This window comes from Kitasatospora sp. NPDC053308 (assembly GCF_055585785.1).
In genome coordinates this window covers 60,388-82,521 of sequence record NZ_JBVJJY010000015.1, presented here as the reverse complement: position 1 = coordinate 82,521, position 22,134 = coordinate 60,388, and the positions used below count along the sequence as shown (strand labels likewise).

Genomic DNA, 22,134 nt, shown 5'->3' with positions numbered 1-22,134 from the left:
AGCCCCGGAGAGCAGACGCAGCCATGGCCTCCCGCACCCGCCCGCCGATCGCCGTCACCGGCCTCGGCGTGGTCAGCCCCGCCGGCCACACCGTCCAGGCCCTGTGGCGCACCGTCGCCTCCGGGCGCTCCACCGCCACCGCCCTGACCGACCCGGCCCTGGCCCGCCACCGGGTGCGCCTGGGCTGCCCGGTCGCCGACCTGCCCGAGGACGGGCCCGTCCCGGCCAAGGACGCCCGCCGCCTGGACCCCTTCGCCCACTACGGCACCCTCGCCGCGCTCGCCGCCCACCAGGACGCCGGACGCCCCGAACCCGGGCCCGGGCGCAGCGCGATCGTGGTCGGCACCGCGGTGGGCGGACGCACCACCAGCGACCGCGAGTCCGCCCTGTACACCGAGCACGGGCCGCTGCGGGTCTCCCCGCTGATGCCGCTGGTGACCATGCCGAACGCGGCCGCCGCGCAGATCGCGATGCGCCTGGCCTGGCAGGGGACGGCCCTGACCATCGCCACCACCTGCGCCTCCGGCGCGGACGCGATCGGCCACGGCGCGCTGCTGCTGGAGAGCGGACGCGCGGACGTCGTCATCGCCGGCGGCTGCGAGGCCACCCTCACCCCGGTCACCCTCGCCGCGTTCGGCAACCTCGGCGCGCACTCGCTGCGCAACGACGACCCCGCCGCCGCCTCCCGCCCCTTCGACACCGACCGCGACGGCTTCGTGATGGGCGAGGGCGCCGGCTTCCTGGTCCTGGAGCGCCTGGCGGACGCCGCCGCCCGCGGCCGCACCCCCTACGCGCTGCTCGCCGGGTACGGCTCCAGCGCGGACGCCTACCACCTGTCCAACCCGCGCCCCGACGGCGCCGGCGCGGTGGCCGCGATGCGCGCCGCCCTCGCCGACGCGGGCCTGGGCCCGGGCGACATCGCCCACGTGAACGCGCACGGCACCTCCACCGTGCACAACGACCGCGCCGAAGCCGCCGCCCTGCGCGCCGTGTTCGGCCCGCACGGCGTGCCGGTCACCTCCACCAAGGGCGCCATCGGCCACCTGATCGGCGCCGCCGGCGCCGTCGAGCTGATCACCGCCATCGAGGCCATGAACACCCGCACCGTCCCTCCCACCGCCAACCACGAGAAGACCGAAGAGGGCCTGGACCTCGACGTCGTCCACACCGCCGCCCGCCCCGTGCGAAGCGGCGCGGCCCTGTCCAACTCGTTCGGCTTCGGCGGCCACAACGCGACCCTGGTGGTGACCCCCGCATGACCACGACCACACCCGCCCACACCACACCCGCCCCGGCGGCCACCCCGGCCCCGGCCGCCCCGGCCGCCCCGGCGGCGAACGCCCCCGCCCCGGCCCCGGCTCCGGCTGCCCCGGCGGTGCCCGTGCGGCGCACCCGGCTGACCGTCACCGCCGCCGACCTGGCCGCCTACCGCGCCGCCGCCCGCGCCGGCCTCGCCGCCCCCACCCGCCCCGGCGCCGCCCCCGCGCACCCCTTCGTCGCCGCCCACGCCCTGGCCCAGCACACCGTCACCGCCCTGACCGCCGGCGACGACGGCTTCACCGGCGTGGTCCACCTCGCCCAGGAGATCCACACCCACACCCCCCTGGCCCCCGGCGAGCTGGACGTCACCGTCGAGGTCACCGCCGTGCGCCGCGAGGCCCGCGGCACCCGCCTGGCCCTGGCCACCCGCCTCACCGACGCCGCCACCGGCGCCCCGGTCGCCGACCTCGCCACCTCCGCCCTGCTGGTGGGCGCCACCGGCCCGCAGCCCCACGGCGCCGTCCCGCCCGCCGCCCACCCCGGCACCGCCCCCGACACCGGCCCGCTCACCCTCACCCGCACCCTCACCGCCGCCGACACCGCCGCCTACGCCCACGCCTCCGGCGACCTCAACCCCATCCACCTGGACGACGACGCCGCCCGCGCGGCCGGCTTCCCCGGCACCATCGCCCACGGCATGCACCTGGTCGCCCTGGCCGCCGAGGAGATCACCGACCGCTACGCCGGCGCCGACCCCGCCCGCGTCACCGCCCTCGGCGCCCGCTTCGCCGCCCCCACCCGCCCCGGCACCCCGCTGCGCCTGACCCTGCAGCCCCACGACGCGGGCACCGTGGTGCGCTTCACCGTCGCCACCGACGCCGGCACCGCGCTCAAGGCCGGCTGGGCGCGCATCGCCCCGGCGGGGGAGTGAGCACCATGACCACCCTGGAGACGGCCGTGGCGCCGCTGGCGCTGCCCGACGCGTTCACCGCCCACGCCCGCACCCGGCCCCACGCGCCCGCCCTGCTGTGGCACGAGCGCACCGTCGGCTACGGCGAGCTCGCCGCGCTCGCCGCGGCCGAACGCGAGCGCCTGGCGGCCCTGGACCTGGCCCCGGGCGAGCCGGTGGGCCTGCTCGCCGTCAAGTCCCCCGAGGCGATCGCCCTGGTGCTGGCCTGCCTGATGGAACGCCGGCCCTTCCTGCTGCCCTCCCCGCAGCTCGCCCCGGCGCTGCTGGCCGCCCTGTTCGCCCAGGCCGGCGCCCGCCGCGTGCTCGCCCCCGCCGGGCAGGACACCCCCGCCCTGCCCCGCCTGCCCCAGCCCGCGCCGGTGCCCACCCTCGCGGCCGGCACCTCCTTCATGCTCACCACCTCCGGCTCCACCGACCTGCCCAAGATCGTGCCGCTGGCCCAGAGCGGCGTCGACCGCTTCACCGCCTGGGCCCACGACACCTTCGACCTCGGGCCGGGCCGCACGGTGGCGAACTACGCGCCGCTGAACTTCGACCTCGCCCTGCTCGACGTGTGGGCCACCCTCGCCGCCGGCGGCACCTGCCTGCTCATCGACCCCGCCCACGCCCTGAACGCCCGCCACCTGCTCGCCCAGCTCACCCGCCACCGCCCGCACGTCCTGCAGGCCGTCCCCCTCGCCTACGCCCTGCTCGCCCAGGCCGCCGGCACCACCACCGCGCTGGACAGCGTCGAGCACGCCGCGTTCACCGGCGACGCCATCGACGCCCGCACCCTGGCCGCCCTGCCCGCCCTGCTGCCCCAGGCCCGCCTGTACAACATCTACGGCTGCACCGAGACCAACGACAGCTTCCTGCACCGCCTGGACCGCCTGGACGCCGCCGCGGCCCTGCCCGTGCCCATCGGAGAGCCCCTGCCGGGCGTGCGCACCCTCATCGCCGCCCCCGACGGCACCCCCCTGCAGGGCCCCGGCAGCGGCGAACTCTACGTCTCCACCCCCTTCCAGGCGGCCGGCTACCTCGACCGCTCCCGCGACACCGGCCGCTTCACCACCCAGCCCGACGGCGCCGGACCCGGACGGCGCTGGTTCCGCACCGGCGACCTCGTCACCCGCGACGAGAGCGGCCGCGTCCACCTCACCGGCCGCGCCGACTTCCAGGTCAAGGTCCGCGGCGTGGCCGTCAACACCGCCGAGGTCGAACGCGTCCTGCTCGCCCACCCCGAGGTCCGCGAAGCCGCCGTCGCCGCGGCCCCCGACCCGCTCACCGGCAAACGCCTGCACGCCGCCGTCCAGCGCGCCCCCGGCTCCACCCTCAACACCCTCACCCTGCGCGAGCACCTGGCCCGCAACCTGCCGCGCGCCGCCGTCCCCGAGAAACTCGCCATCCACGACGAGCCCCTCGCCAAGACCGCCACCGGCAAGGTCGACCGCAAGGCCGTCCTGCCCGCCGCCACCCCCTGACCACCCCCTCCCACCGCACCCGGCACCCCGCACCCGGCACGCATCCGGCACACCGCACACCGCATCACGCGGCACACCGCATCACGCGGCACGCCGCACCGGCACACCGCATCACGCGGCCCGCCGCACCCGGCACACCGCATCACGCGCGCGCCGGCCGCACGCCGCACGCCGCACGCGGCACGCATCACGCGCGGCACGCCGTACGCGGCACCCATGTCCCCATCCCGTACTCACGCAAGGGAGTTGCCACCCATGAGCAACATCGCCCAGATCAAGCGGTTCCTCATCGAGGAGTTCCTGCCCGACGTCACCCCCGAGCAGCTCGCCGACGACCACGACCTGCTCTCCGACGGCGTCATCGACAGCCTCGGCGTCCTCAAGCTGATCGCCTGGGTCGAGGACCACTTCTCCCTGCCCGTCGACGACACCGACCTGGACCCCAACAACTTCCGCTCCGTCGCCGCCATCGACGCCTTCATCACCGCCCGCCGCGCCGCGGCCACCGCCACGGTGGGCGGCTGATCCCATGCACCCGGCCCTCACCGCACTCCTCGCCGGCCGCCCGGTCCCCCTGGACGCCTGGCGCACGTGGTGGGACCAGCTGGAACACCGCACCCTGGGCCCGGCCCGCGACAGCGACCGGGCCCAGGCGGCGGCCCTGCTGGCCAGCCTCACCACCCGCCTTCCCGACACCGCCACCCTCGCCGCCCTCACCACCTCCCTGACCGAACGCGCCCCCGACCCCGGCCCCGCCCACCCCGGCAGCGTCAACATCGTCGGCACCGGCGGCGGCCCCGCCACCTTCAACCTCTCCACCGCCGCCGCCCTGACCGCCGCCGCCATGGGCATCCCCGTCGTCAAGACCGGCTCCCGCGCCTACACCAGCGCCGCCGGCTCCGTCGACCTCCTCGAACGCCTGGGCATCACCCTCACCTCCCACCACGCCCACACCGCCGACCACCTCGCCCGCCACAACATCGCCTTCGCCGGCCCCCACGTCTACCCGCCGGCCCTCACCCGCCTGGCCCGCGTCCTCTACCCCCTCACCCTCAAACCCTTCGGCGCCTTCCTCAACACCCTCGGCCCGCTGCTCGCCACCGTCCCCGTCACCGCCCAGCTCACCGGCGCCTCCGCCGCCGCCCCCCTGGACGCGCTGCGCCACCTCGCCGCCCACGACGGGCGCCGCACCGTGTGGATCGCCCACAACAGCGCCGGCGCCGACGAGCTCCTGCCCTTCGCCGACAACACCCTGCACACCCCCACCGGCGCCATCCACCTGCCCGCCGGAGCCGTCGCCCCCGCCACCGGCACCCTCACCGACCTCGCCCCGCACCCCCACGACCTCACCGGCCACTTCCTGCGCGCCCTCACCGGCCGCGCCGGCGACACCGCCACCCGCACCATCGCCCTCAACGCCGCCGCCCTCGCCCTCGCCTCCGGCCGCCACACCCGCTGGCACACCGCCTACACCACCGCCCTGGACGCGCTCGCCGACGGCGCCCCCCGCTCCCTCGCCGAACGCCTCGGCGCCCGCCACCAGGAGACCGCCGGTGTCTGAGCCCACCCGCCCGCTCTTCCCCCACGACGAGCCGGGCCTCGCGGTCTTCCTCAACGCCGGCGACCCCCCAGGACGCCTGGCCGACCTCGCCCGCATGCTCGACACCCACGGCGTCGACGTCCTCGAACTCGCCGTCCCCTTCCCGAACTCACCCACCGACGGCCCCGTCATCCGCCGCTCCGCCACCCGCGCCCTGGAGGCCGGCACCACCCTGGACACCGTCCTGGCCGAACTCCCCGGCCTCACCGCGCACCTGACACGCCTCAAAGTCGTCCTGCTCGCCGACTGGAGCCACAGCCTGCGCCACCGCGACCCCGCCGCCACCGCCCGCGCCGTCGCCGACGCCGGAGCCCACGCCCTGCTCGTCCACGCCCTGCCCCCGCGCCTGCGCCCCGCCTGGCAGCACGCCCTGCGCACCCAGCACCTGCCCCAGGTCACCACCTGCTACCCCGCCTCCGCCCCCGAGGTCCTCACCGCCGCCGCCCGCGACGCCGAAGGCGCCTACGTCTACCTCGTCGCCCACTACGGCCGCTCCGGCACCACCCCCGCCACCGGCCACCGCGCCCTCGCCGACACCGTCACCGCGCTGCGCACCGCCGCCCCCGCGACCCCCGTCGCCGTCGGCTTCGGCGTCAAGACCGCCGCCGACCTGGCCGCCGTCGCCGCATCCGGCGCCGACGCCGCCATCGTCGGCTCCGCCGCCGTGGCCCGCATCGAACACGCCCTGACCGAAGGCCTCGACCCCGTCGAGGAGCTGAGCGCCTTCCTCACCGACCTCCGCCCCGGCCCTCCCGCGCACCCGGACGCCGCCGGCGGACGCACCACCCCCACCCCCGCACGCACCACCGACCGAGAGGAACAACCGGCATGCTGATCCGCGACATCGCCGACGTGAAGACCGTCGAGTGGGGCAACGGCCTGTCCCGCCGCTTCCTGCTCGCCAGCGACGGCCTCGGCTACAGCCTCACCGACACCATCGTCAACGCCGGCACCAAGTCCCGCCTGGAGTACCGCAACCACCTCGAGGCCTGCTACTGCATCGCCGGCTCCGGCGAGGTCATCGACATGGACGGCAACTCCCACCCCATCACCCCCGGGCGCATGTACGCCCTCGACCGGCACGACGCCCACTACCTGGTCGCCAGCCCCCACGAGGACCTGCGCCTGGTGTGCGTCTTCTCCCCGGCCCTGCGCGGCGACGAGGTCCACCAGCTCGACGCCCACTCCTCCTCCGCCTACTAAAGGCGAGACCTTCTGTTCAGACGAGCGCCGGCGACCCACCCGTCGCCGGCCCTGCCACCCCGGGCCCCCGCCGCCGGCGGGCCCCGGGAGGAAGGCGGCAACACCGTGATCCGCTGGAACGCCGACCAGAAGGCCCTGCGCGAGGGCCTGGCCCGCTTCGGCGACGACCTGAGCGCCGGCCACATCGAAGGCGACGAACAGGCCGCCTTCTCCCACGACAAGTGGCGCCTGATCCAGAAGACCGGCATCCTCTCCCTGCCCTTCGACGAACGCCACGGCGGCCTGGGCCAGTCCCTGCTCACCACCATGTACGTCCTCGAAGGCCTCGGCGAGACCTGCCGCGACGGCGGCCTCAACTTCTCCGTCACCACCTCCCTCGCCTCCACCGGCGTCCCCCTGCAGGCCTTCGGCTCACCCGCCCTCAAAGAGGCCTACCTGCCGCGCATCGCCTCCGGCGACGCCATCGGCGCCCACGCCATCACCGAGACCGACAGCGGCTCAGACGCCATGCGGATGCGCACCCGCGCCGTCCGCGACGGCGACGACTTCATCCTCACCGGCGCCAAGACCTTCGTCTCCAACGGCCCCGTCGCCGACGTCATCGTCGTCTACGCCCGCACCCACCCCCAGGGCGGCGCCCTGGGCGTCACCGCCTTCCTCCTGGACGCCGACACCCCCGGCCTGACGACCGGCAACCCCATCAAGAAGATGGGCCTGCGCACCTCCCCGCTGTCCGAACTCTTCCTCGACGGCGTGCGCGTGCCCAAGGACCGCGTCCTGGGCCGCGTCGGCGGCGGCTTCATGGTCCTCGACCACGTCATGAAACGCGAGATCCTCTACTCCTTCATCGTCAACACCGGCGAGATGCAGCACCGCCTGGCCCGCTGCCTGGACTACGCCAAGACCCGCATGTCCTTCGGCAAGCCGATCGGCTCCTACCAGTCCGTCGCCAACAAGATCGTCGACACCAAGATCCGCCTCGAGACCGCCCGCAAGTGGCTCTACGACACCGCCCAGCGCCTCGAAGCCGGCGAGAACGTCACCGTCGACATGGCCATCGCCAAACTCCTCACCAGCGAATCCAACCTCGCCACCTCACTGGCCGCCGTCCAGGTCTTCGGCGGCAACGGCTACATGTCCGAGTACGGACTGGAGAAGGACGTCCGCAACGCCGTCGCCGGCACCATCTACTCCGGCAGCAACGAGATCCAGTACAACCGCATCGCCGCCATGCTGGGACTGGGCAAGTGACCGCCCCCGCCCTCGCCCCCGCCCCCGTGCGCCCCGGCCACCTCAAGGTCTGCGGCGCCCGCACCCGCGCCGACCTCGCCCTGCTCGCCGACACCGGCCCCACCCTGGTGGGCCTGTGGCACGGCGTGCCCGGCGGCCCCGCCGACCTCGACGCCGCCGACCTCGCCGACCTCGCCGCCACCGCCATCCGCCTGGGCCTGGAACCCGTCCTCGTCACCTTCCTCGACGACGCCGAACACCTCGCCCGCCTCGCCCGCGCCACCGGCATCCGCTGGATCCAGCTCCACGCCTACCAGAGCCCCGCCCTCGTCGCCGACCTGCGCGCCCGCCTGCCCTACGCCGTCCTCGTCAAAGTCCTCCACCTCTCCCGCGGACGCTGCCTGGAGCGCGCCTTCACCCCCGCCTTCGAACGCGCCGGATGCGACCTGTTCCTCCTGGACACCGTCACCGACGACGGCCGCGTCGGCTCCACCGGCCAGAGCCTGGACCCCGCCCACGTCCACGCCCTCCTGCCACGCCTGCGCACCCCCTTCCTCCTCGCCGGCGGCCTCAACACCGCCAACCGCGACACCTACCGCACCGTCACCGACCACCCCCTGTACGCCGGCGCCGACATCGACACCGCCGCCCGCGACCGCACCGGCCGCCTCACCCGCGACGCCGTCACCGCCCTCACCCGCGCCTGGCACCCGCGCCTGCAGGAGGCCGCCCTGTGAACACCCCCACCCACACCCCCACCCACACCCCCGGAACCGCGCCCGCCGTCGGCGCCGCGCCCACCCCCGGCACCGCCGCCCGTACGCCCGGCGGCTTCATCGACGCCCTCCTCACCGCCCGCCGCCCCCTGGTCATGGAAGTCAAACTCCGCGACCCCCACGGCAACGACCTGATCGGCGAACGCACCGTCACCGACCTCGTCACCCGCTACGAACACGCCGGCGCCCCCTGCCTGTCCGTCGTCACCGGCCGCTGGTTCGGCGGCACCACCCGCCTGCTGCGCGAGGTCACCGCCGCCACCACCCTGCCCGTCCTGCAGAAGGACTTCCTCACTCGCCCCGCCCAGCTCGAAGCCGCCCGCGCCATGGGCGCCTCCGCCGTCCTGCTCACCGCCGCCCTGCTGCCCGCCACCTCCCTGCGCCGCCTGGTCGCCGGCGCCCACGACCTCGCCCTCACCCCCTTCGTCGAAATCACCGACGAACGCGAACTCGACCACCTGCCCCACCCCGAGAACTGCGTCATCGCCGTCAACAACAAAGACATCCGCACCCGCGAACGCGACCCGGGCGACCTCGAACGCAGCCTGCGCCTGCTGCCCGCCGTCCGCGCCACCGGCTGCCGCGCCCCCGTCTCCGCCTCCGCCATCACCGACCCCCGCACCGCCGCCCGCCTCCTGGACGCCGGCTACGCCGCCCTCCTCGTCGGCACCGCCCTCATGCGCACCACCGACCTCACCGGCTGGCTCACCGCCCTCGACACCGCCCGCACCGGAGCCGCCGCATGACCACCGACCCGCTGCGCACCCGCTCCCTGGTCCTGGACGCCGCCGGTATCCCCGTCTCCGCCCTCGTCGCCGAACCCGAACACGGCGAACCCAAAGCCGTCCTGCTGGCCATCCACGGCCGCGGCATGCGCGCCGCCTACTTCGCCGGCCCCGCCCACCCCGACACCAGCCTGCTCACCCTCGCCGCCGACCTCGGCTACACCGTCCTCGCCGTCGACCGCCCCGGCCACGGCGCCTCCGCCCACCGCCTGCCCCACGGCCAGCTCATCGCCGACCAGGCCGCCACCCTCCACGCCGCCCTCACCGACTACGCCCGCGCCCACCCCACCGGGGCCGGCGTCCAGCTCCTCGCCCACTCCTTCGGCGGCAAGATCGCCCTCCACCTCGCCGCCCACTGGCCCGCCGACCCCCGCCTGCCCCTGCTCGGCGCCGACATCAACGGCCTCGCCCAGCACTACGCCCCCGGCGCCTGGGACCGCCCCGACGACCTCGCCGGCGGCGGCCGCCTCAACTGGGGCCCCCTCGGCCTCTACCCGCCCGGCACCTTCCACGCCGCCCGCACCCTGCTCACCCCCGTCCCCGCCCTCGAAGGACGCGAACTCGCCACCTGGCCCGCCCGCTACACCTCCCTCGCCGCCCGCGTCCGCGTCCCCGTGCGCCTGACCATCGCCGAACACGAACACTGGTGGCGCCTGGACCCGGCCGCGCGCACCGCCCTGACCACCGCCTTCCCCCCGGGCCTGGCCCACCTCGTCACCGCCCGCGGCGCCGGCCACAACCTCTCCCTGGGCCACGCCGCCCGCCCCTACCACCTGCGCGCCCTCGCCTTCGCCGACGACTGCCGCACCCGCCTGGCCACCACCACCCCGGCCCCGGCCCCCGGGACCGGGACGGCCCCCGGCAGCGGGACGGCCCCCGGGACCGGGACGGCGCCGGTGCTCGCCGCCGTCTGACCCCAGCCGCTCCGGGGCCCCGCCCCCGCCGGGGCCCCGGAGACGGCGGAAACCGGGACAGGCACGGGCACGGGCACGGGGCCCTACGGTGCGCAGGGACGGAAGGAGCCGAAAAGGCCGACGTGACCATCCGCATCCCCGCCGGGGCCCGCGACCGCCCGGCCGCGCTCGCCGCCCGCGAGGACCTGCCCCTGCGCGCCTACCTCCGCCGACTCGCCCAGGACCCCGCCCCGGCGGACGAACCGGCCGACCGCGCGCAGCGGGCCGAGCGGGCCCGCCGTCCGCTGAAGGGGTGGTGAACCCCCGGGGGAGAAGGAGCAGGCGGTGGTGCCGCCGGTGGCCCGCCGCCGGGCCGCCCACGCCCGGCACACCGTCACCAGGCCCGGGAGCAGCGGCCCGACCGTCACCAGGTACGAGGTACGAGGTGCGGGCCCGCACGGTCGTCACGGCAGCCTGCCCGCCCTGCCGCCCGGCCCCGTCGACCGGCGCCGCCGCCCCCCGCCTGCGGGACCCGTGCCTCGCCCACGGCCCGCTGCCACGGCAGGAGGCCGCCACCCGCCCGCGGGCCCGGGCGGCGCGGCAGGGCCCCGGGCGGGGGAGCGGGACGTCGGCGGAGCCGACTTCCCGAGCGGCACCGGGCGGCAAGCGCGGAAGGGGGGGGCGGCTGCTTCGCGGGCGGTGTGCCGGAGCGGGCCAGGGCTCCTTCCGGCGTGGACCCGCGGTTCACGGGCTTCCGGCGGCAGAGGTCCCCGGTTCCGACGGCACCGCCCGGCCGAACGGGACGGGCCGGCGCTGCCGACGGGTGGTCACGCGTCCCCGCGGCGGGCGGGCGCCGCGCGGTCGGAGTCGGCGGCGTGGAGGACTTCCCGAAGGAGCAGGTCGAGGTCGCTCTCGCCGGTGGCGTAGTGGCACACGCAGGCGCGCAGGACGGTGCGGTCCTCGACGGTGACGGTGGCGAGGTAGGCGCGTCCGGCGCTCTGGACGCGGTGGGCGACACGGGTGTGCAGGGCGTCGGCGTCGGGTGCGCCGGCGGTGTCGGTGAGGCGGAAGCAGACGACGGGCCAGGGGCCGCCGGCCACGACCTCCAGGCGGGGACCGGCGGCGATCTTCTCGCGCAGGCGCTCGGCGAGGGCCAGGTAGTGCTGGAGCAGGGCGGTGACGCCGTCGCGTCCGAGGTGGTGCAGGGTGGCCCACAGGGCGAGGGCGCGGGTGCCGGGGCGGGTGAGTTCGATGGTGGCGTGGGAGAGCCAGGGGAGGGTGTCGGGTTCGCCCGGGGCGAGGTAGGAGGCGCGGTGGGCGAACGCGGTGTGCAGGTGCCCGGGGTCGGTGACCAGGAGGGCACCGCAGCCGACCGGCACGCTGAGGGTCTTGTGCGGGTCCACCGTCATCGAGTCCACGGCGCCGACGCCCCGGTAGAGGTGGGCCAGGGCGGGCACCACGGCGCCCAGCCCGCCCCAGGCCCCGTCGGCGTGGTGCCACATCCCGGTGCTCCGGCACAGGGCGGTGACGGGTTCGAGGGGGGTCGACGGCGCCGGTCGCGGTGGTGCCCAGCGTGGTGACGGTGCAGAACGGCAGGAGCCCGGCGGCCTGGTCCGCGGCCACGGCCGCGCGCAGGGCGGCGGGGTCCAGGCGGTGCCGGGCGTCGCCGGGCACGGGGCGCAGGCGGTGGGCGGGGATGCCGATGCAGGCCGCGGCCTTGGCGACGGACATGTGGGCCTGGGCGCTGTAGTAGACGGTCAGGCGGGCGTGGTCGCGGTCGTAGGCGGGGCCGTCGGCGGAGCCGCGCCGGGTGAGGAACCAGGTGCGGGCGGTGGCCAGGGCGAGCAGGTTGGCCATGGAGCCGCCACTGGTGAGGACGCCTCCGCTGGTGGCGGGCAGGCCCGCGAGCCCGGCGAGGGTGCGCACGGTGCCGCGTTCCAGGTCCATGAGGGCGTTGTCGCCCATCCCGCAGGTCGCGTTGACGGCGGCTGCCAGGAGTTCGGCGATCAGGCCGGCCGGGGCGGGCGGGGAGTTGACCCAGGCGAAGAACGCCGGGTGCCCGTTGCCGGTGGGGAACGGGGCGATCTCCTCGCGCACGAAGTCCAGGATCCCGCTCAGCTCGCCCCCGCGGCGGTCGAGCGCGCCGGCACGCAGGCGGGCGCGCCGAGCGGCGGGCATCGGACGGCTCACCGGGGCCTCCGCAAGCCGGTCCAGGTACTCGCCGACCCACTGCGCCGCCGCGATCAGCTCGTCCCGCAGCACCTTCGGATGCGCCGCCGGAGGCGTCTCGCACCCCGACGGAGGACGTTCGCCGCGACGGGCCGGGGTGTGGTGGGGCGAGAAGCGGTTCACAGCGGCGTACGGGCCCTTCCTCGGCAGCAGGCCCGGGCCAGCGCACCGGGGCCGTGGTCTCAACGAGCACCACGGCCCGCCGTCACGCCGGGCCCGCCACCCGCCCGCGGACCCGCACGGGGCACCCCCCGCGCGGCACAGGGCGCAGCCCGCACTCCTGCCCCGCCCCCCCACGGCGCCCGCCCGACCCCGTGCCGCGCCCAGGGCGGACGGAGACGGCGATCCGAGCGAAACGGCCGAACCGCCCACGGCGCAACCGTAGGGTGGCCGCGTGACGGAAGAGCTGTTGTACGAAGGAACGCAGGCCGGGCCGAGCTGCCCGCGCTGCGAGGAGACGACCGAGGTCACCGTGCTCCGCGAGTGGCACCGCCCCGTGACCCGCGGCCAAAGCGTCCTGCTGTTCCTGGCGGCGGCGATGCTGGTCGATCCGGCCGCCAAACTCCTTCTCGGCGGACACGCCGTAGGCGCCCTGCTGCTCCTGCCCGGTGTCCTGTCGGCGGCGATGGGGGTGCGAACCTCGGCAGGCGACCGCACCAGCACGCCGGTCGACGTCATCTATTGCCGCCACTGCGGTACCCGGTCCGGCACGCCGGACCGATCGGGCGGCGAACCCCACGGCACGCGGCCGCGCTTCCCGTGACACGGCATCAGCCCACCGGGTGGTCCGGCACACCCTCGCCGTTCGGCTGGACCAGCCCGCCACCAGCGCGCACACGCCGTCGCCCCGGCCGGGGCGACGGCGCAGTGGAGCAGGGTCAGTGGGCGTCGAACTCGCCGGTGCGCACGGCGGTGACGAAGGACTGCCAGGCGGAGGAGGAGAAGACGAGGGCGGGGCCGGAGGGGTCCTTGGAGTCGCGGACGGGCATGAGGCCGGGGACGCCGTCGGCGACTTCGACGCACTGGCCACCGCCGCCGCTGTGGGTGCTCTTGCGCCAGGTGGTGATGTGGGCGGGGTCCATGGTGGGTGCCTCCTGGTCGGGGATGTGCGAACGGAGTGGGAAGTCGATGGGGATGACTTCCCACTCCGGTGCGAAGTAGGCCTACTGGGCGTCGAATTCGCCGGTGCGCACAGCGGTGACGAAGGACTGCCAGGCGGCGGAGGAGAAGAGGAGGGCGGGGCCGGAGGGGTCCTTGGAGTCGCGGACGGGCATGAGGCCGGGGACGCCGTCGGCGACCTCGACGCACTCGCCGCCGCCGCCGCTGTGGGTGCTCTTGCGCCAGGTGGTGATGGGGGCGGGGTCCATGGTGGGTGCCTCCTGGTCGGGGATGTGCGAACGGAGTGGGAAGTCGATGGGGTCGACTTCCCACTCCGGTGCGAAGTAGGCCTACTGGGCGTCGAATTCGCCGGTGCGCACGGCGGTGACGAAGGACTGCCAGGCAGAGGAGGAGAAGACGAGGGCCGGGCCCGAGGGGTCCTTGGAGTCGCGTACGGGCGTGAGGCCGGTGATGCCGTCGGCGACCTCGATGCACTCGCCGCCCTGCCCACTGTGCGTGCTCTTGCGCCAGTAAGCGCCGGATAGATCAAGATGCACGCTCAAATTCCCTTCGTACTGCGCGGATCAGCTCAAGCGACGCAGCCAGCGGCAGCGCCTCCACTTGAAGCCGATCGTACTCCCTGGCCCAGCCCGCCAGGGTTTCCGCGTCGCGTTCCAGGAAGCCTCGGTGGTGGGTCTCCGAATAGCCGAGAAGCGATCGATTCGGCATCGTGAGGATGGTCACCGGGTGCGCGAACGGCCGGTTCTCTCCAAGACCGATGGGAGTCACCTGGATGGTCATGTTGGGCCATGCGGCCAGCTCTTCCAGTCGAGTCAACTGGCCGACCATGACGGCTGGTCCGCCGATGGGGCGTCGCAGGCACCACTCGTCGAGCACGGCATGGACATAGGGCGGTGAGGGCCGGTTGATCTTTTCCTGGCGAGCGAGGAGGAAGCGCAGGCGTTCGTCGGCTTGTTGCTGGGTGACCGTCCCGCGCTTGACCGGAGCCTGCTCATAAGCGGCCGCGTACTCAGGAGTCTGCAGGAGTCCTGAGACGACCCCGATCTGGAACAGCCGGATTGCGGTGGCTTCGGCCTCCCGCTCGGCGTACTCGGGGAATCCCTCTATCAAGATGCTGTGTTCGAGCTGGTCGAGCATCAGAGCGAGCGTGCCGCCCGTGTTGAGTGCCTTGTCGGCGATCTCCACGAAGCGGCGGCTCGGCCGCCGGACTCCGCGTTCGACGCTGGAGATGTAGGAGCCGGAGTAGGAGATGAGCTCTCCGAACTCGTCCTGCGTCATCCCGGTCGCATCGCGGAAACGGCGGAGCTGCATCCCGAGAGGGGCGTAGGGGGATGACGTTGGATCAAGATCCTTGCGGTTCATGACGCTTCCCAACTGAACCGTGCTGAACTGGCGACTTCAGATGCTTCCCTACCGGGGGATCCCTCCGCAACCCTTTCCTTGCAGAAAGTGAGTTCTCGACCACAAAAGGTAATTCGATGGATAATCACAAAACCTCCCGGACTCACGGATACGGGGTGCGGTTCGACCCCGAGGTGCAGCGCTACCGGGTGCGGAACGAGATCACGGGGGAGTGGCTGCGCAGCGGCACCGACGGCGAGTTGGCCTCGTTCACCTTCTTCTCCGACGCCTACAGCGCCTGGAGGGTCTTCGAGGTGCACCCGCGGCCGGGGGAGCAGCCGCGATGACCTCCGCGCTGTCCCGCGCGACCGCCGAGCAGCGCCGGCAGGCCGCCTCCGTGCTGGACGACCTGACCACCGTCCTCACCCTCGGCGGCGTCACGTTGCCCTCGATCGCCGTGGATTGGGAGTACGGGCGGATCACGGGCAACTACCTGGTCGACCTCGGCTCGGCCCGGCCGCTCGACCTGCTGCGGATCGTCGACCTGCTCCGCAAAGGGCTGCGCTACGAGCGCCTGACCCATGACGACTGAACTCCACGCCCTGGCCCGGCTGCTGTGGTTGGGCTGCTTCTGCCTTCTGCTTCTCTTCACTCTCAGGAAATGAGCTTCCCCATGCGCGATCCCCGTCTCCTCGCCAAGCCGCCGGTGTGCCGGCTGGGCTGTCTCGCCCTCGTCCGCAACCGGCGCGGGGACGTCCTCCTCGTGGACCCGGACTACATGGACGGCCTGCTCCTGCCCGGCGGCGCCGCCAAGCCCAACGAGCCCCCGCACCTCGCCGCCGCCCGCCACCTGCACGCCTCCACCGGCCTGCACCTGCCGATGACCGCCTACTCGGCCGTGGACTTCACCCCCGCCGACCGCTACCTGGAGCGCGTCAACCTGGTCTTCCACGCCGGCGTCGTCCGCGACGACACCCGCCTGACCGTCCCGCCCCAGAAGGTCAGCGGCCTGCTCGGCGCCCGCTTCGTCCCCGTCCACGACATCCCCAACGTGATGTCCCCCGCCCAGGCCGCCCGCGTCCTGGAAGCCCTCGCCGGCCGTACCCTGCCGATCCTCCTGCACGGCCAGCGCACGCCGCCGCTCGCCCCCTCGACAGATAGCTCTCACTGAGAGCTAAAATGGGAGGCGTGACCACGACGGAACCCGGCGCGCTCGACGCCGCCCTGGCCGACGAGTTCTCCACCCTCCTCGTCGGGATCCAGCGCATGGTCCGCCGCCGCCTGCGCCACACCATGGACGAACCGCGCCTGCGCGGCGCGCAGGTCGAACTACTGCGCCTGGCCATGGACAGCCCCGGCCTGCGGGTCTCCGAGGCCGCCGAGGAGCTGTGCCTGGCCGGGAACTCGGTGTCCACCCTCGTCAACCAGCTCGCCGCCCTGGGCCTGCTGCGCCGCGAGGTGGACCCCGCCGACCGGCGCGCCGCCCTCCTCTACGCCACCGACGCGGCCGTCGAGCGGATCGAGGCCTGGCGCGGGCGCCGGCGCGCGCTGATGGAGGACCTGGTCGCCGCCCTGCCCGCCGACCGGCGCGAGGCGCTGGCCCACGCCCTGCCCGCGCTGCGCCAGGTCGCCGAGGGCCTGCGCGCCCTGCCCGAGGGGGAGAAGCCGTGAACGAGCCGCACCCGCACCCGCAACCGCAGGAGCAGTCGCAGGGGCAGGCGGTGGTGTGCGAGGGCCTGGAGTACGCCTTCCACCACCACGGCAAGGCCACCCGCGCCGTGGACGGCATCGACCTGACGGTGCGCACCGGTGAGGTGTTCGGCCTGCTCGGCCCCAACGGCGCCGGGAAGACCACCACGATCCGCGCGATCACCACCCTGCTGCCGGTCGGCGCCGGCATGGTCCGGGTCTTCGGCCACGACGCGACCCGCCGCCCGATGCAGGTGCGGCGGCTGCTCGGGTACGTGCCCCAGCAGCTGTCCGCCGACTCGGGGCTGACCGGGCGGGAGAACGTCGCCCTGTTCGCCCGGGTCTTCGACGTCCCGCGCGCCGAACGGGCCGAACGCGTCGCCCAGGCGCTGGCGGCCGTCGACCTCACGGAGGCGGCCGACCGGATGGCCGCCACCTACTCCGGCGGCATGGTCCGCCGCCTCGAACTCGCCCAGGCCCTGGTCAGCGCCCCTCGCCTGCTGGTGATGGACGAGCCCACCATCGGCCTGGACCCGATCGCCCGCACCGGCGTGTGGGAGCGCGTGGACGCCGTGCGCCGGGCGACCGGCATGACCGTCCTGGTCACCACCCACTACATGGACGAGGCCGACCGGTACTGCGACCGCGTCGCCCTCATGGACCGCGGCCGCGTCCGGGCGCTCGGCACCCCCGCCGAGCTCAAGGACCGGGTCCGCCGCGACGCCCCCGGCGCGGCGCGGCCCACCCTGGACGACGTGTTCCGCCACTTCGCCGGCCGCGACCTGGCCGACGCCCCGGAAGGAGACTTCGGCGATGTCCGCCGTACCCGCCGAACCGCAGGCCGCGTCGGCTGAGCCCCCCGCGAACGGGCCCACCGCCGGTGGCCCCGCCGGGCCCGACCTGGGCCTGCTGCTGGTGCCCCCGCGCGCCCGCACCGGCTGGCGCCTGGTGCCCGCCCGTATCGGCGCGATGTGCGCGGTCGAGCTGCAGAAGCTGCGCCACGACCGCACCGAGCTGTACACCCGGGCGATCCAGCCGGCCCTGTGGCTGCTGATCTTCGGGCAGACCTTCACCCGCCTCAAGGCCATCCCCACCGGCGGCATCCCCTACCTGGACTACCTCGCCCCCGGGATCATCGCCCAGTCCGCGATGTTCATCGCGATCTTCTACGGCATCATGATCATCTGGGAGCGGGACTCCGGCGTCCTCACCAAGCTCCTCGTCACCCCCACCCCGCGCGCCGCCCTGGTGACCGGCAAGGCCTTCGCCGCCGGGGTCAAGGCCGTCCTGCAGGCCGCGGTGGTGGTGCTGATCGCCGCCGTGCTCGGCGTCGCCATGACCTGGAACCCGCTGCGGCTGCTCGGTGTGGCGGCCGCGGTGGTGCTCGGCTCGGCGTTCTTCTCCTGCCTGTCGATGGCCATCGCCGGGATCGTGCTGACCCGCGACCGCCTGATGGGCATCGGCCAGGCCATCACCATGCCGCTGTTCTTCGCCTCCAACGCCCTCTACCCCGTCGACCTGATGCCCGGCTGGCTGCAGGCCGTCAGCACCGCCAACCCGCTCAGCTACCAGGTCGACGCGCTGCGCGGCCTGCTCATCGGCACCCCCTCCCACCTGCCGCTGGACTTCGCCGTCCTGACCGCCGCCGCCCTCGCCGGGATCGCCGCCGCCTCCGCGCTGCTGGGCCGCCTGGCCCGGTAGCGGGCGTCCGCCGAGGGGGCGGCGCGCCCATCGGGCGTACTCGGCGGTCGCCGCCGTGAGGGGGAGGAGCCGGCCGGGTCGCCGTCGGGGTCGCGCGGCAGCAGGCAGCGGTGGCCCCCGGGGCACCGTGGCGGGCCCGGCGGTGAACCCGGTCACCACCGGCCCTGTGCCGGTGCGCGCGGCCCACGTCCTCGACGGGGGACTCGGTGACCACCCGGGACCACGAGGACCACCGGGACCACCGGGACCGCGCCCGTCGGCGGCGCTCCCGCTCGTGGACGGGTGCCGCGTCCGGGGCCCGGGCCGGGAACGTCCGGTCACCGCCGGCGGGCCACGGCCGGCGGCCGTGGCCGCGGAACCAGCCGGCCGGGTCCCCGATCCGGGGCGCCGGGGCCCGCCGCGCGGGGACGTCCTCGCGCAGGCCGCGCGCGAAGGCCGCCGGCTCCTCCCGGGTGCGGCTCCCGCCGTCCGGCGGTGACGGCGCCGCGGCGGCAACCCGCCCGCGCCGCCCGCCGCACAGGACCCGGCCCCGGGAAGAGCCGCCCGCCGCACAGGACCCGGCCCAGGAACAAAAGGGCGCGCGCGGAGCCGGGCGCCGGCCGGGCTCCGCGCGCGCGTGGGGGAGGGGGTCAGGCGGCGGACCGCTGGTGCGCGCGCACGCTGGTGACCAGCTGGTCGCGGATGCGGGCCGGGACCTCGGGCGCGAACCGGGCCAGGTAGTGGTTCAGGTGGGTCTCGTCACCGGTGAGGAACGGCAGGTCGAACACCAGCAGCTTGCGCACCGCCAGCAGCGGCACCGGGGCGCGCAGCGGACGGAACGAGCGGTTCCACAGGCCCGGCTCCTCGCACACCGGGTGGAACTGGCCGATCATCAGGCCCTGTTCGACGAACTCGTCCTTGGCCTTGCGCTGCGCCTCGTCCAGCGCGGTGGAGTCGGCCGGGTCCAGGTCGGGCAGCACCAGCAGGACGGTGAGCAGCTCGCGGTCCGACTCCTCGCTCAGTTCGGCGAGCAGCGCGTCGTAGCGGGCGCGCAGTTCGACGACCAGGGCGGGCAGGTCGCCGCCACCACCGCCGCCGCCGTCGTCGTCGCCGGTGGCGACGGCGATGTGGAACAGGCCGCGGCGCAGCGAGGGCTGGGTGTAGGGGCAGACCGGGCCGCTGCGGCCGAGGTCGGGGTGGGCGGTGGTGAGGAAGCGGCGGGCCCAGGCGAGGATCTCCACGGCCTCGGGGTGGGCGGCGGCCTCACCGGCGTCGATGCGTTCGGCGCTGAACAGCCGCAGGGCGCCGGAGGCGGCGGTGGCGGTGGCGGCGGTGGCGGGGGCGGGGGCGGTCATCGGGGACCCCGCCACACCGGGGCCAGGCGGGGTCCGCCGCCGGGCAGGGCGATGGTCTCGCCGAAGCGGGTGAAGCCGTGGCCCGCGACGAGGCGGGCGCCGCCCGCGGAGCTGGTCTCGGCGTAGGCGGCCTGTCCGGCGGCGTCGACCTCGGCGAGGACGGCGCTGAACATGGCCTCGGCGGCTCGGGCGCGGCGGGCGTCGGGGCGCACCGCGATGAACGCCAGGTAGTAGTGGGGGCGGTGGCGCGGGTGGCGGCGCTGCTGCAGGTGGGTGATGGCGGCCAGGCGGCGGGCGGACTCGCCGTGGCGTCCGGCGTCGACGGCCTCGGCCAGGGCGCGGGTGGCGGCGCCGTCGGCGTGGCCCGGGTCCTCCCACACGCCCGGCGGCAGGAACAGCAGCGCGCCCAGCAGCCGCCCGTACGCGGTGTCCTCGTGGGCGACCATGACGCCCTGGTGGGCCAGGCACTGCTCCAGGTGGACGCGGAAGAAGGCGGGCAGCACCCGCGCGCGGTGGTCGGGGTCGGGGAAGGCCCACAGCATCAGCGCGTCGTCGGCGAAGGCGTCGGCGAGCAGCCGGGCCAGGGCCGGCGCCTCGTCGGGGCGGGCCCGGCGCACGGCGGTGCGGACGGCACCGGGCGCGGCGGCGGGCAGGGCGGTGGCGGTGGTCAACGGGCACTCTCCTCGGGCGAGGGGACGGACGAGGGGGCGGTTTCGGCGAGCGGCGGTACGGGCGGTGCGGGCGGTGCGGTGAACGGCGCGGGCGGCGCGGGCGGCGCGGAAGGCACGGGCGGTGCGGGCGCTGCGGAAGGCACGGAAGGCACGGGAGGCGTGGGCGGCGCGGTCGCCTCGGCCGCCAGCGCGGCGATGCGCGCGTGCAGGCGCGGCAGCCACGCCTGCGCCTCCGGCTTGATCAGCACGCTGCGCAGCACCCGCGCCCCGTCGGCGTCCGCGGCCAGCTGCGGGTGGCGGCGGGTGAAGTCGGCGGCGTCCACCCGCAGCACGCTCAGGTACACCGGGTCCCGCTCGTCGGTCATGCCGCGGCGCAGCACCCGGTCGCTGGCGGCGTCGACGGCGGACAGCGTGCGCGCACCGGCGCGCGGGGTGGGGAAGTAGGTGACGATGTCCAGCTGCGGGCGCTGGCTCAGCGTCAGTTCCTCGCCGGAGTCGATCATGTCGGCCCAGGCCAGGGCGGCGCGCCGGCCCGCGGCGAGCCCGGCGCCCAGCCCCTGGGGGGTGAGCGGCAGCAGCTGCAGGGTCAGCCACAGGGCGGCGGCCGAGGCACCGGCGCGCGAGCACTCCAGGCTGATCTCGCCCAGGTGCAGTTCGGCGTCGGTGAAGTAGGTGTACGGGGAGTCGTGGGCGAAGTGCCGGCCGATGCCGGGGTCGGCGAACAGCACCGCGCCGCAGCCGTAGGGCTGCAGGCCGTGCTTGTGCGGGTCCACGGTCACCGAGTCACAGCCCGCCACCGCCCGCCACGGCCGTACGTCGATGCCCAGCTCGGCGGCCAGCGCGTCGTCGGCGGCCGGCAGCGCGAAGAACCCGCCGTAGGCGGCGTCCACGTGCACCCGCGCCCCGTAGCGGCGCGCCAGCGGCAGCACCTCGTGCACCGGGTCCACCGCGCCGGGCCCGGTGGTGCCGCAGGTGACGACGACGGTGCCGATGCGCCCGGTGCGCAGCAGCTCCTCCAGCGCCCCGCTGTCCATGCGGCCCTCGGCGTCCGCGGGCACCGCGTGGCCCTCGACGCCCAGCACGTGGCACATCCGGCTGTGGGTGTAGTGCGCCTGCGCGCTGTAGGCCACGCCCCGGCCCGGGTGGCTCTGGCGCGCCACGTACAGCGCCTCCAGGTTGGCGATGGTGCCGCTGCTGGTCAGGTGCCCCACGTGCGCGGGCAGCGCGAACATCCCGGCCAGGGCGGCCACGCACTCGCGTTCCATGTCGTTGGTGGCGGGCCCGCCCTCGTAGGCGTGGTTGTTGGGGTTGAACCGCATCGCCGTCAGGTACCCGACGATCGCCGCCGGGTGCGGGGGCTTGACCATCTGCCCGGCGTACCGCGGGTGGAAGAACGGGTAGTTGTGCTCCAGGCGCTTGGCGAAGCGCTCGAACGCGGCGGCGAAGTCCGCGTCGTCCACCAGGTGCGAGGGGTGCGCGGCGAAGGGCCCGAACCGCTCCCCCCACCGCTCGGCCACCTCGGCCGCCCTCGGCAGCCAGTACCGCAGGTCCACGCGCGGCCCCTCCCTTCGAGTCCTTCGAGTCCTCCGCGAGAGCCCCCCGTTCGGGGCTGCCTCGGGGCGTGAGCATCCTTCGAGTGCGTCCCGAGCCACCGTGAAGGCGCCGCGCAAGGCGTCCGCAACACCCGCAGCTCACGGCACCCCGCGCCCGCACCCCCCGCGGCGCGCCCCCGCCCCGCCCGCCGGCCGGCCCCCGCCCGCCGCGGCGCCCGGCCCCAGCCGGACCCCAGCCGCACCCCAGGCGGCGCTGCTGCAATCACCCCCGGAAACGGCCGCCCCGGCACCCGCCGGGCACGGCGCGCAAGCCCCGGGAG

Annotated in this window: 27 protein-coding genes and 1 pseudogene; 19 read left to right on the top strand and 9 right to left on the bottom strand. The window is 75.4% G+C overall.

Annotated features, from left to right (window positions below; all coding sequences use genetic code 11):
* Positions 1-23: 23 nt before the first annotated feature.
* The 12 genes from ACZ6Y7_RS27960 to ACZ6Y7_RS27905 all read left to right on the top strand — a co-directional run bounded on the left by ACZ6Y7_RS27960 (position 24) and on the right by ACZ6Y7_RS27905 (position 10,497).
* Entirely contained in the window at positions 24-1,259 is a 1,236-nt protein-coding gene (locus ACZ6Y7_RS27960; RefSeq protein WP_465760703.1) for a beta-ketoacyl-[acyl-carrier-protein] synthase family protein, read from the top strand.
* Positions 1,256-2,191 carry a MaoC/PaaZ C-terminal domain-containing protein gene (locus tag ACZ6Y7_RS27955; protein WP_465760702.1) on the top strand — a complete coding sequence of 312 codons (936 nt, stop codon included), beginning with the start codon at positions 1,256-1,258 and terminating at the stop codon, positions 2,189-2,191. The genes ACZ6Y7_RS27960 and ACZ6Y7_RS27955 overlap by 4 nt, the downstream gene beginning before the upstream one ends.
* 5 nt (positions 2,192-2,196) lie before the next feature.
* Positions 2,197-3,690 (top strand): AMP-binding protein, encoded by a 1,494-nt coding sequence (locus tag ACZ6Y7_RS27950; protein WP_465760701.1) that lies wholly within the window; start codon positions 2,197-2,199, stop codon positions 3,688-3,690.
* Positions 3,691-3,945: 255 nt separating this feature from the next.
* Entirely contained in the window at positions 3,946-4,215 is a 270-nt protein-coding gene (locus ACZ6Y7_RS27945) for an acyl carrier protein (protein WP_465760700.1), read from the top strand.
* A 4-nt stretch (positions 4,216-4,219) separates the two neighbouring features.
* On the top strand, positions 4,220-5,251 hold the full coding sequence (locus ACZ6Y7_RS27940) for a hypothetical protein (protein WP_465760699.1): 1,032 nt from the start codon (positions 4,220-4,222) through the stop codon (positions 5,249-5,251).
* Positions 5,244-6,125 (top strand): tryptophan synthase subunit alpha, encoded by an 882-nt coding sequence (trpA, locus tag ACZ6Y7_RS27935; protein WP_465760698.1) that lies wholly within the window; start codon positions 5,244-5,246, stop codon positions 6,123-6,125. The genes ACZ6Y7_RS27940 and trpA overlap by 8 nt, the downstream gene beginning before the upstream one ends.
* Positions 6,119-6,493 carry an ectoine synthase gene (locus tag ACZ6Y7_RS27930; protein WP_465760697.1) on the top strand — a complete coding sequence of 125 codons (375 nt, stop codon included), beginning with the start codon at positions 6,119-6,121 and terminating at the stop codon, positions 6,491-6,493. The genes trpA and ACZ6Y7_RS27930 overlap by 7 nt, the downstream gene beginning before the upstream one ends.
* 105 nt (positions 6,494-6,598) lie before the next feature.
* Positions 6,599-7,744, top strand: coding sequence for an acyl-CoA dehydrogenase family protein (locus ACZ6Y7_RS27925; RefSeq protein WP_465760696.1), 1,146 nt, complete (start codon positions 6,599-6,601; stop codon positions 7,742-7,744).
* A complete protein-coding gene (locus tag ACZ6Y7_RS27920; RefSeq protein WP_465760695.1) occupies positions 7,741-8,460 on the top strand; it encodes a phosphoribosylanthranilate isomerase in 720 nt (239 codons plus the stop codon). Before ACZ6Y7_RS27925 ends, ACZ6Y7_RS27920 begins: the two co-directional genes overlap by 4 nt.
* Entirely contained in the window at positions 8,457-9,245 is a 789-nt protein-coding gene (locus tag ACZ6Y7_RS27915; RefSeq protein ID WP_465760694.1) for an indole-3-glycerol-phosphate synthase, read from the top strand. Before ACZ6Y7_RS27920 ends, ACZ6Y7_RS27915 begins: the two co-directional genes overlap by 4 nt.
* Positions 9,242-10,198, top strand: a complete 957-nt coding sequence (locus ACZ6Y7_RS27910) for an alpha/beta fold hydrolase (protein ID WP_465760693.1) — start codon at positions 9,242-9,244, stop codon at positions 10,196-10,198. The genes ACZ6Y7_RS27915 and ACZ6Y7_RS27910 overlap by 4 nt, the downstream gene beginning before the upstream one ends.
* 122 nt (positions 10,199-10,320) lie before the next feature.
* Positions 10,321-10,497: a hypothetical protein gene (locus ACZ6Y7_RS27905; RefSeq protein ID WP_465760692.1), complete on the top strand. Its 177-nt coding sequence runs from the start codon at positions 10,321-10,323 to the stop codon at positions 10,495-10,497.
* Between the two features lie 507 nt (positions 10,498-11,004).
* On the opposite strand, the gene ACZ6Y7_RS27900 is transcribed toward ACZ6Y7_RS27905, so the two are convergent.
* Together ACZ6Y7_RS27900 and ACZ6Y7_RS27895 are read right to left on the bottom strand one after the other, a co-directional pair.
* Positions 11,005-11,679, bottom strand: a complete 675-nt coding sequence (locus ACZ6Y7_RS27900; RefSeq protein ID WP_465760691.1) for a pyridoxal phosphate-dependent decarboxylase family protein — start codon at positions 11,677-11,679, stop codon at positions 11,005-11,007.
* 97 nt (positions 11,680-11,776) lie between these two features.
* Positions 11,777-12,355: pseudogene (locus tag ACZ6Y7_RS27895) on the bottom strand (pyridoxal-dependent decarboxylase); the annotation flags it as partial.
* Positions 12,356-12,800: 445 nt separating this feature from the next.
* Here ACZ6Y7_RS27895 and ACZ6Y7_RS27890 point away from each other — a divergent pair.
* Positions 12,801-13,169: a hypothetical protein gene (locus tag ACZ6Y7_RS27890; RefSeq protein WP_465760690.1), complete on the top strand. Its 369-nt coding sequence runs from the start codon at positions 12,801-12,803 to the stop codon at positions 13,167-13,169.
* Between the two features lie 115 nt (positions 13,170-13,284).
* Here the strand turns inward: ACZ6Y7_RS27890 and ACZ6Y7_RS27885 are convergent, their stop codons facing one another.
* The 4 genes from ACZ6Y7_RS27885 to ACZ6Y7_RS27870 form a co-directional block, all read right to left on the bottom strand.
* On the bottom strand, positions 13,285-13,488 hold the full coding sequence (locus ACZ6Y7_RS27885) for a DUF397 domain-containing protein (RefSeq protein WP_465760689.1): 204 nt from the start codon (positions 13,486-13,488) through the stop codon (positions 13,285-13,287).
* Positions 13,489-13,569: 81 nt separating this feature from the next.
* Positions 13,570-13,773, bottom strand: coding sequence for a DUF397 domain-containing protein (locus tag ACZ6Y7_RS27880; RefSeq protein ID WP_465760688.1), 204 nt, complete (start codon positions 13,771-13,773; stop codon positions 13,570-13,572).
* A gap of 81 nt (positions 13,774-13,854) precedes the next feature.
* Complete coding sequence (locus tag ACZ6Y7_RS27875) at positions 13,855-14,061, bottom strand: DUF397 domain-containing protein (protein ID WP_465760687.1); 207 nt, start codon at positions 14,059-14,061, stop codon at positions 13,855-13,857.
* Positions 14,051-14,887 carry a helix-turn-helix domain-containing protein gene (locus ACZ6Y7_RS27870; protein WP_465760686.1) on the bottom strand — a complete coding sequence of 279 codons (837 nt, stop codon included), beginning with the start codon at positions 14,885-14,887 and terminating at the stop codon, positions 14,051-14,053. The genes ACZ6Y7_RS27875 and ACZ6Y7_RS27870 overlap by 11 nt, the downstream gene beginning before the upstream one ends.
* A 155-nt stretch (positions 14,888-15,042) precedes the next feature.
* Here ACZ6Y7_RS27870 and ACZ6Y7_RS27865 point away from each other — a divergent pair, with 155 nt between their 5' ends.
* The 6 genes from ACZ6Y7_RS27865 (at position 15,043) to ACZ6Y7_RS27840 (ending at position 18,256) form a co-directional block, all read left to right on the top strand.
* Positions 15,043-15,213 (top strand): hypothetical protein, encoded by a 171-nt coding sequence (locus ACZ6Y7_RS27865; RefSeq protein ID WP_465760685.1) that lies wholly within the window; start codon positions 15,043-15,045, stop codon positions 15,211-15,213.
* A complete protein-coding gene (locus tag ACZ6Y7_RS27860; protein WP_465760684.1) occupies positions 15,210-15,458 on the top strand; it encodes a hypothetical protein in 249 nt (82 codons plus the stop codon). The genes ACZ6Y7_RS27865 and ACZ6Y7_RS27860 overlap by 4 nt, the downstream gene beginning before the upstream one ends.
* An 81-nt stretch (positions 15,459-15,539) precedes the next feature.
* Positions 15,540-16,037 (top strand): NUDIX domain-containing protein, encoded by a 498-nt coding sequence (locus tag ACZ6Y7_RS27855; protein WP_465760683.1) that lies wholly within the window; start codon positions 15,540-15,542, stop codon positions 16,035-16,037.
* 8 nt (positions 16,038-16,045) lie between these two features.
* Positions 16,046-16,537, top strand: coding sequence for a MarR family winged helix-turn-helix transcriptional regulator (locus ACZ6Y7_RS27850; RefSeq protein ID WP_465760682.1), 492 nt, complete (start codon positions 16,046-16,048; stop codon positions 16,535-16,537).
* Positions 16,534-17,409 carry an ATP-binding cassette domain-containing protein gene (locus ACZ6Y7_RS27845; protein ID WP_465760681.1) on the top strand — a complete coding sequence of 292 codons (876 nt, stop codon included), beginning with the start codon at positions 16,534-16,536 and terminating at the stop codon, positions 17,407-17,409. Before ACZ6Y7_RS27850 ends, ACZ6Y7_RS27845 begins: the two co-directional genes overlap by 4 nt.
* Complete coding sequence (locus ACZ6Y7_RS27840) at positions 17,369-18,256, top strand: ABC transporter permease (RefSeq protein ID WP_465760680.1); 888 nt, start codon at positions 17,369-17,371, stop codon at positions 18,254-18,256. The genes ACZ6Y7_RS27845 and ACZ6Y7_RS27840 overlap by 41 nt, the downstream gene beginning before the upstream one ends.
* 629 nt (positions 18,257-18,885) lie before the next feature.
* Here ACZ6Y7_RS27840 and ACZ6Y7_RS27835 read toward each other — a convergent pair.
* The 3 genes from ACZ6Y7_RS27835 to ACZ6Y7_RS27825 are packed head-to-tail and all read right to left on the bottom strand — an operon-like array spanning position 18,886 to position 21,814.
* Entirely contained in the window at positions 18,886-19,590 is a 705-nt protein-coding gene (locus ACZ6Y7_RS27835; RefSeq protein ID WP_465760679.1) for a DUF6875 domain-containing protein, read from the bottom strand.
* Positions 19,587-20,261: a hypothetical protein gene (locus ACZ6Y7_RS27830; protein ID WP_465760678.1), complete on the bottom strand. Its 675-nt coding sequence runs from the start codon at positions 20,259-20,261 to the stop codon at positions 19,587-19,589. The genes ACZ6Y7_RS27835 and ACZ6Y7_RS27830 overlap by 4 nt, the downstream gene beginning before the upstream one ends.
* The gene (locus ACZ6Y7_RS27825) at positions 20,258-21,814 is read right to left on the bottom strand and encodes a pyridoxal phosphate-dependent decarboxylase family protein (RefSeq protein ID WP_465760677.1); all 1,557 of its coding nucleotides are present in this window, start codon (positions 21,812-21,814) and stop codon (positions 20,258-20,260) included. Before ACZ6Y7_RS27825 ends, ACZ6Y7_RS27830 begins: the two co-directional genes overlap by 4 nt.
* Positions 21,815-22,134: the final 320 nt, after the last annotated feature.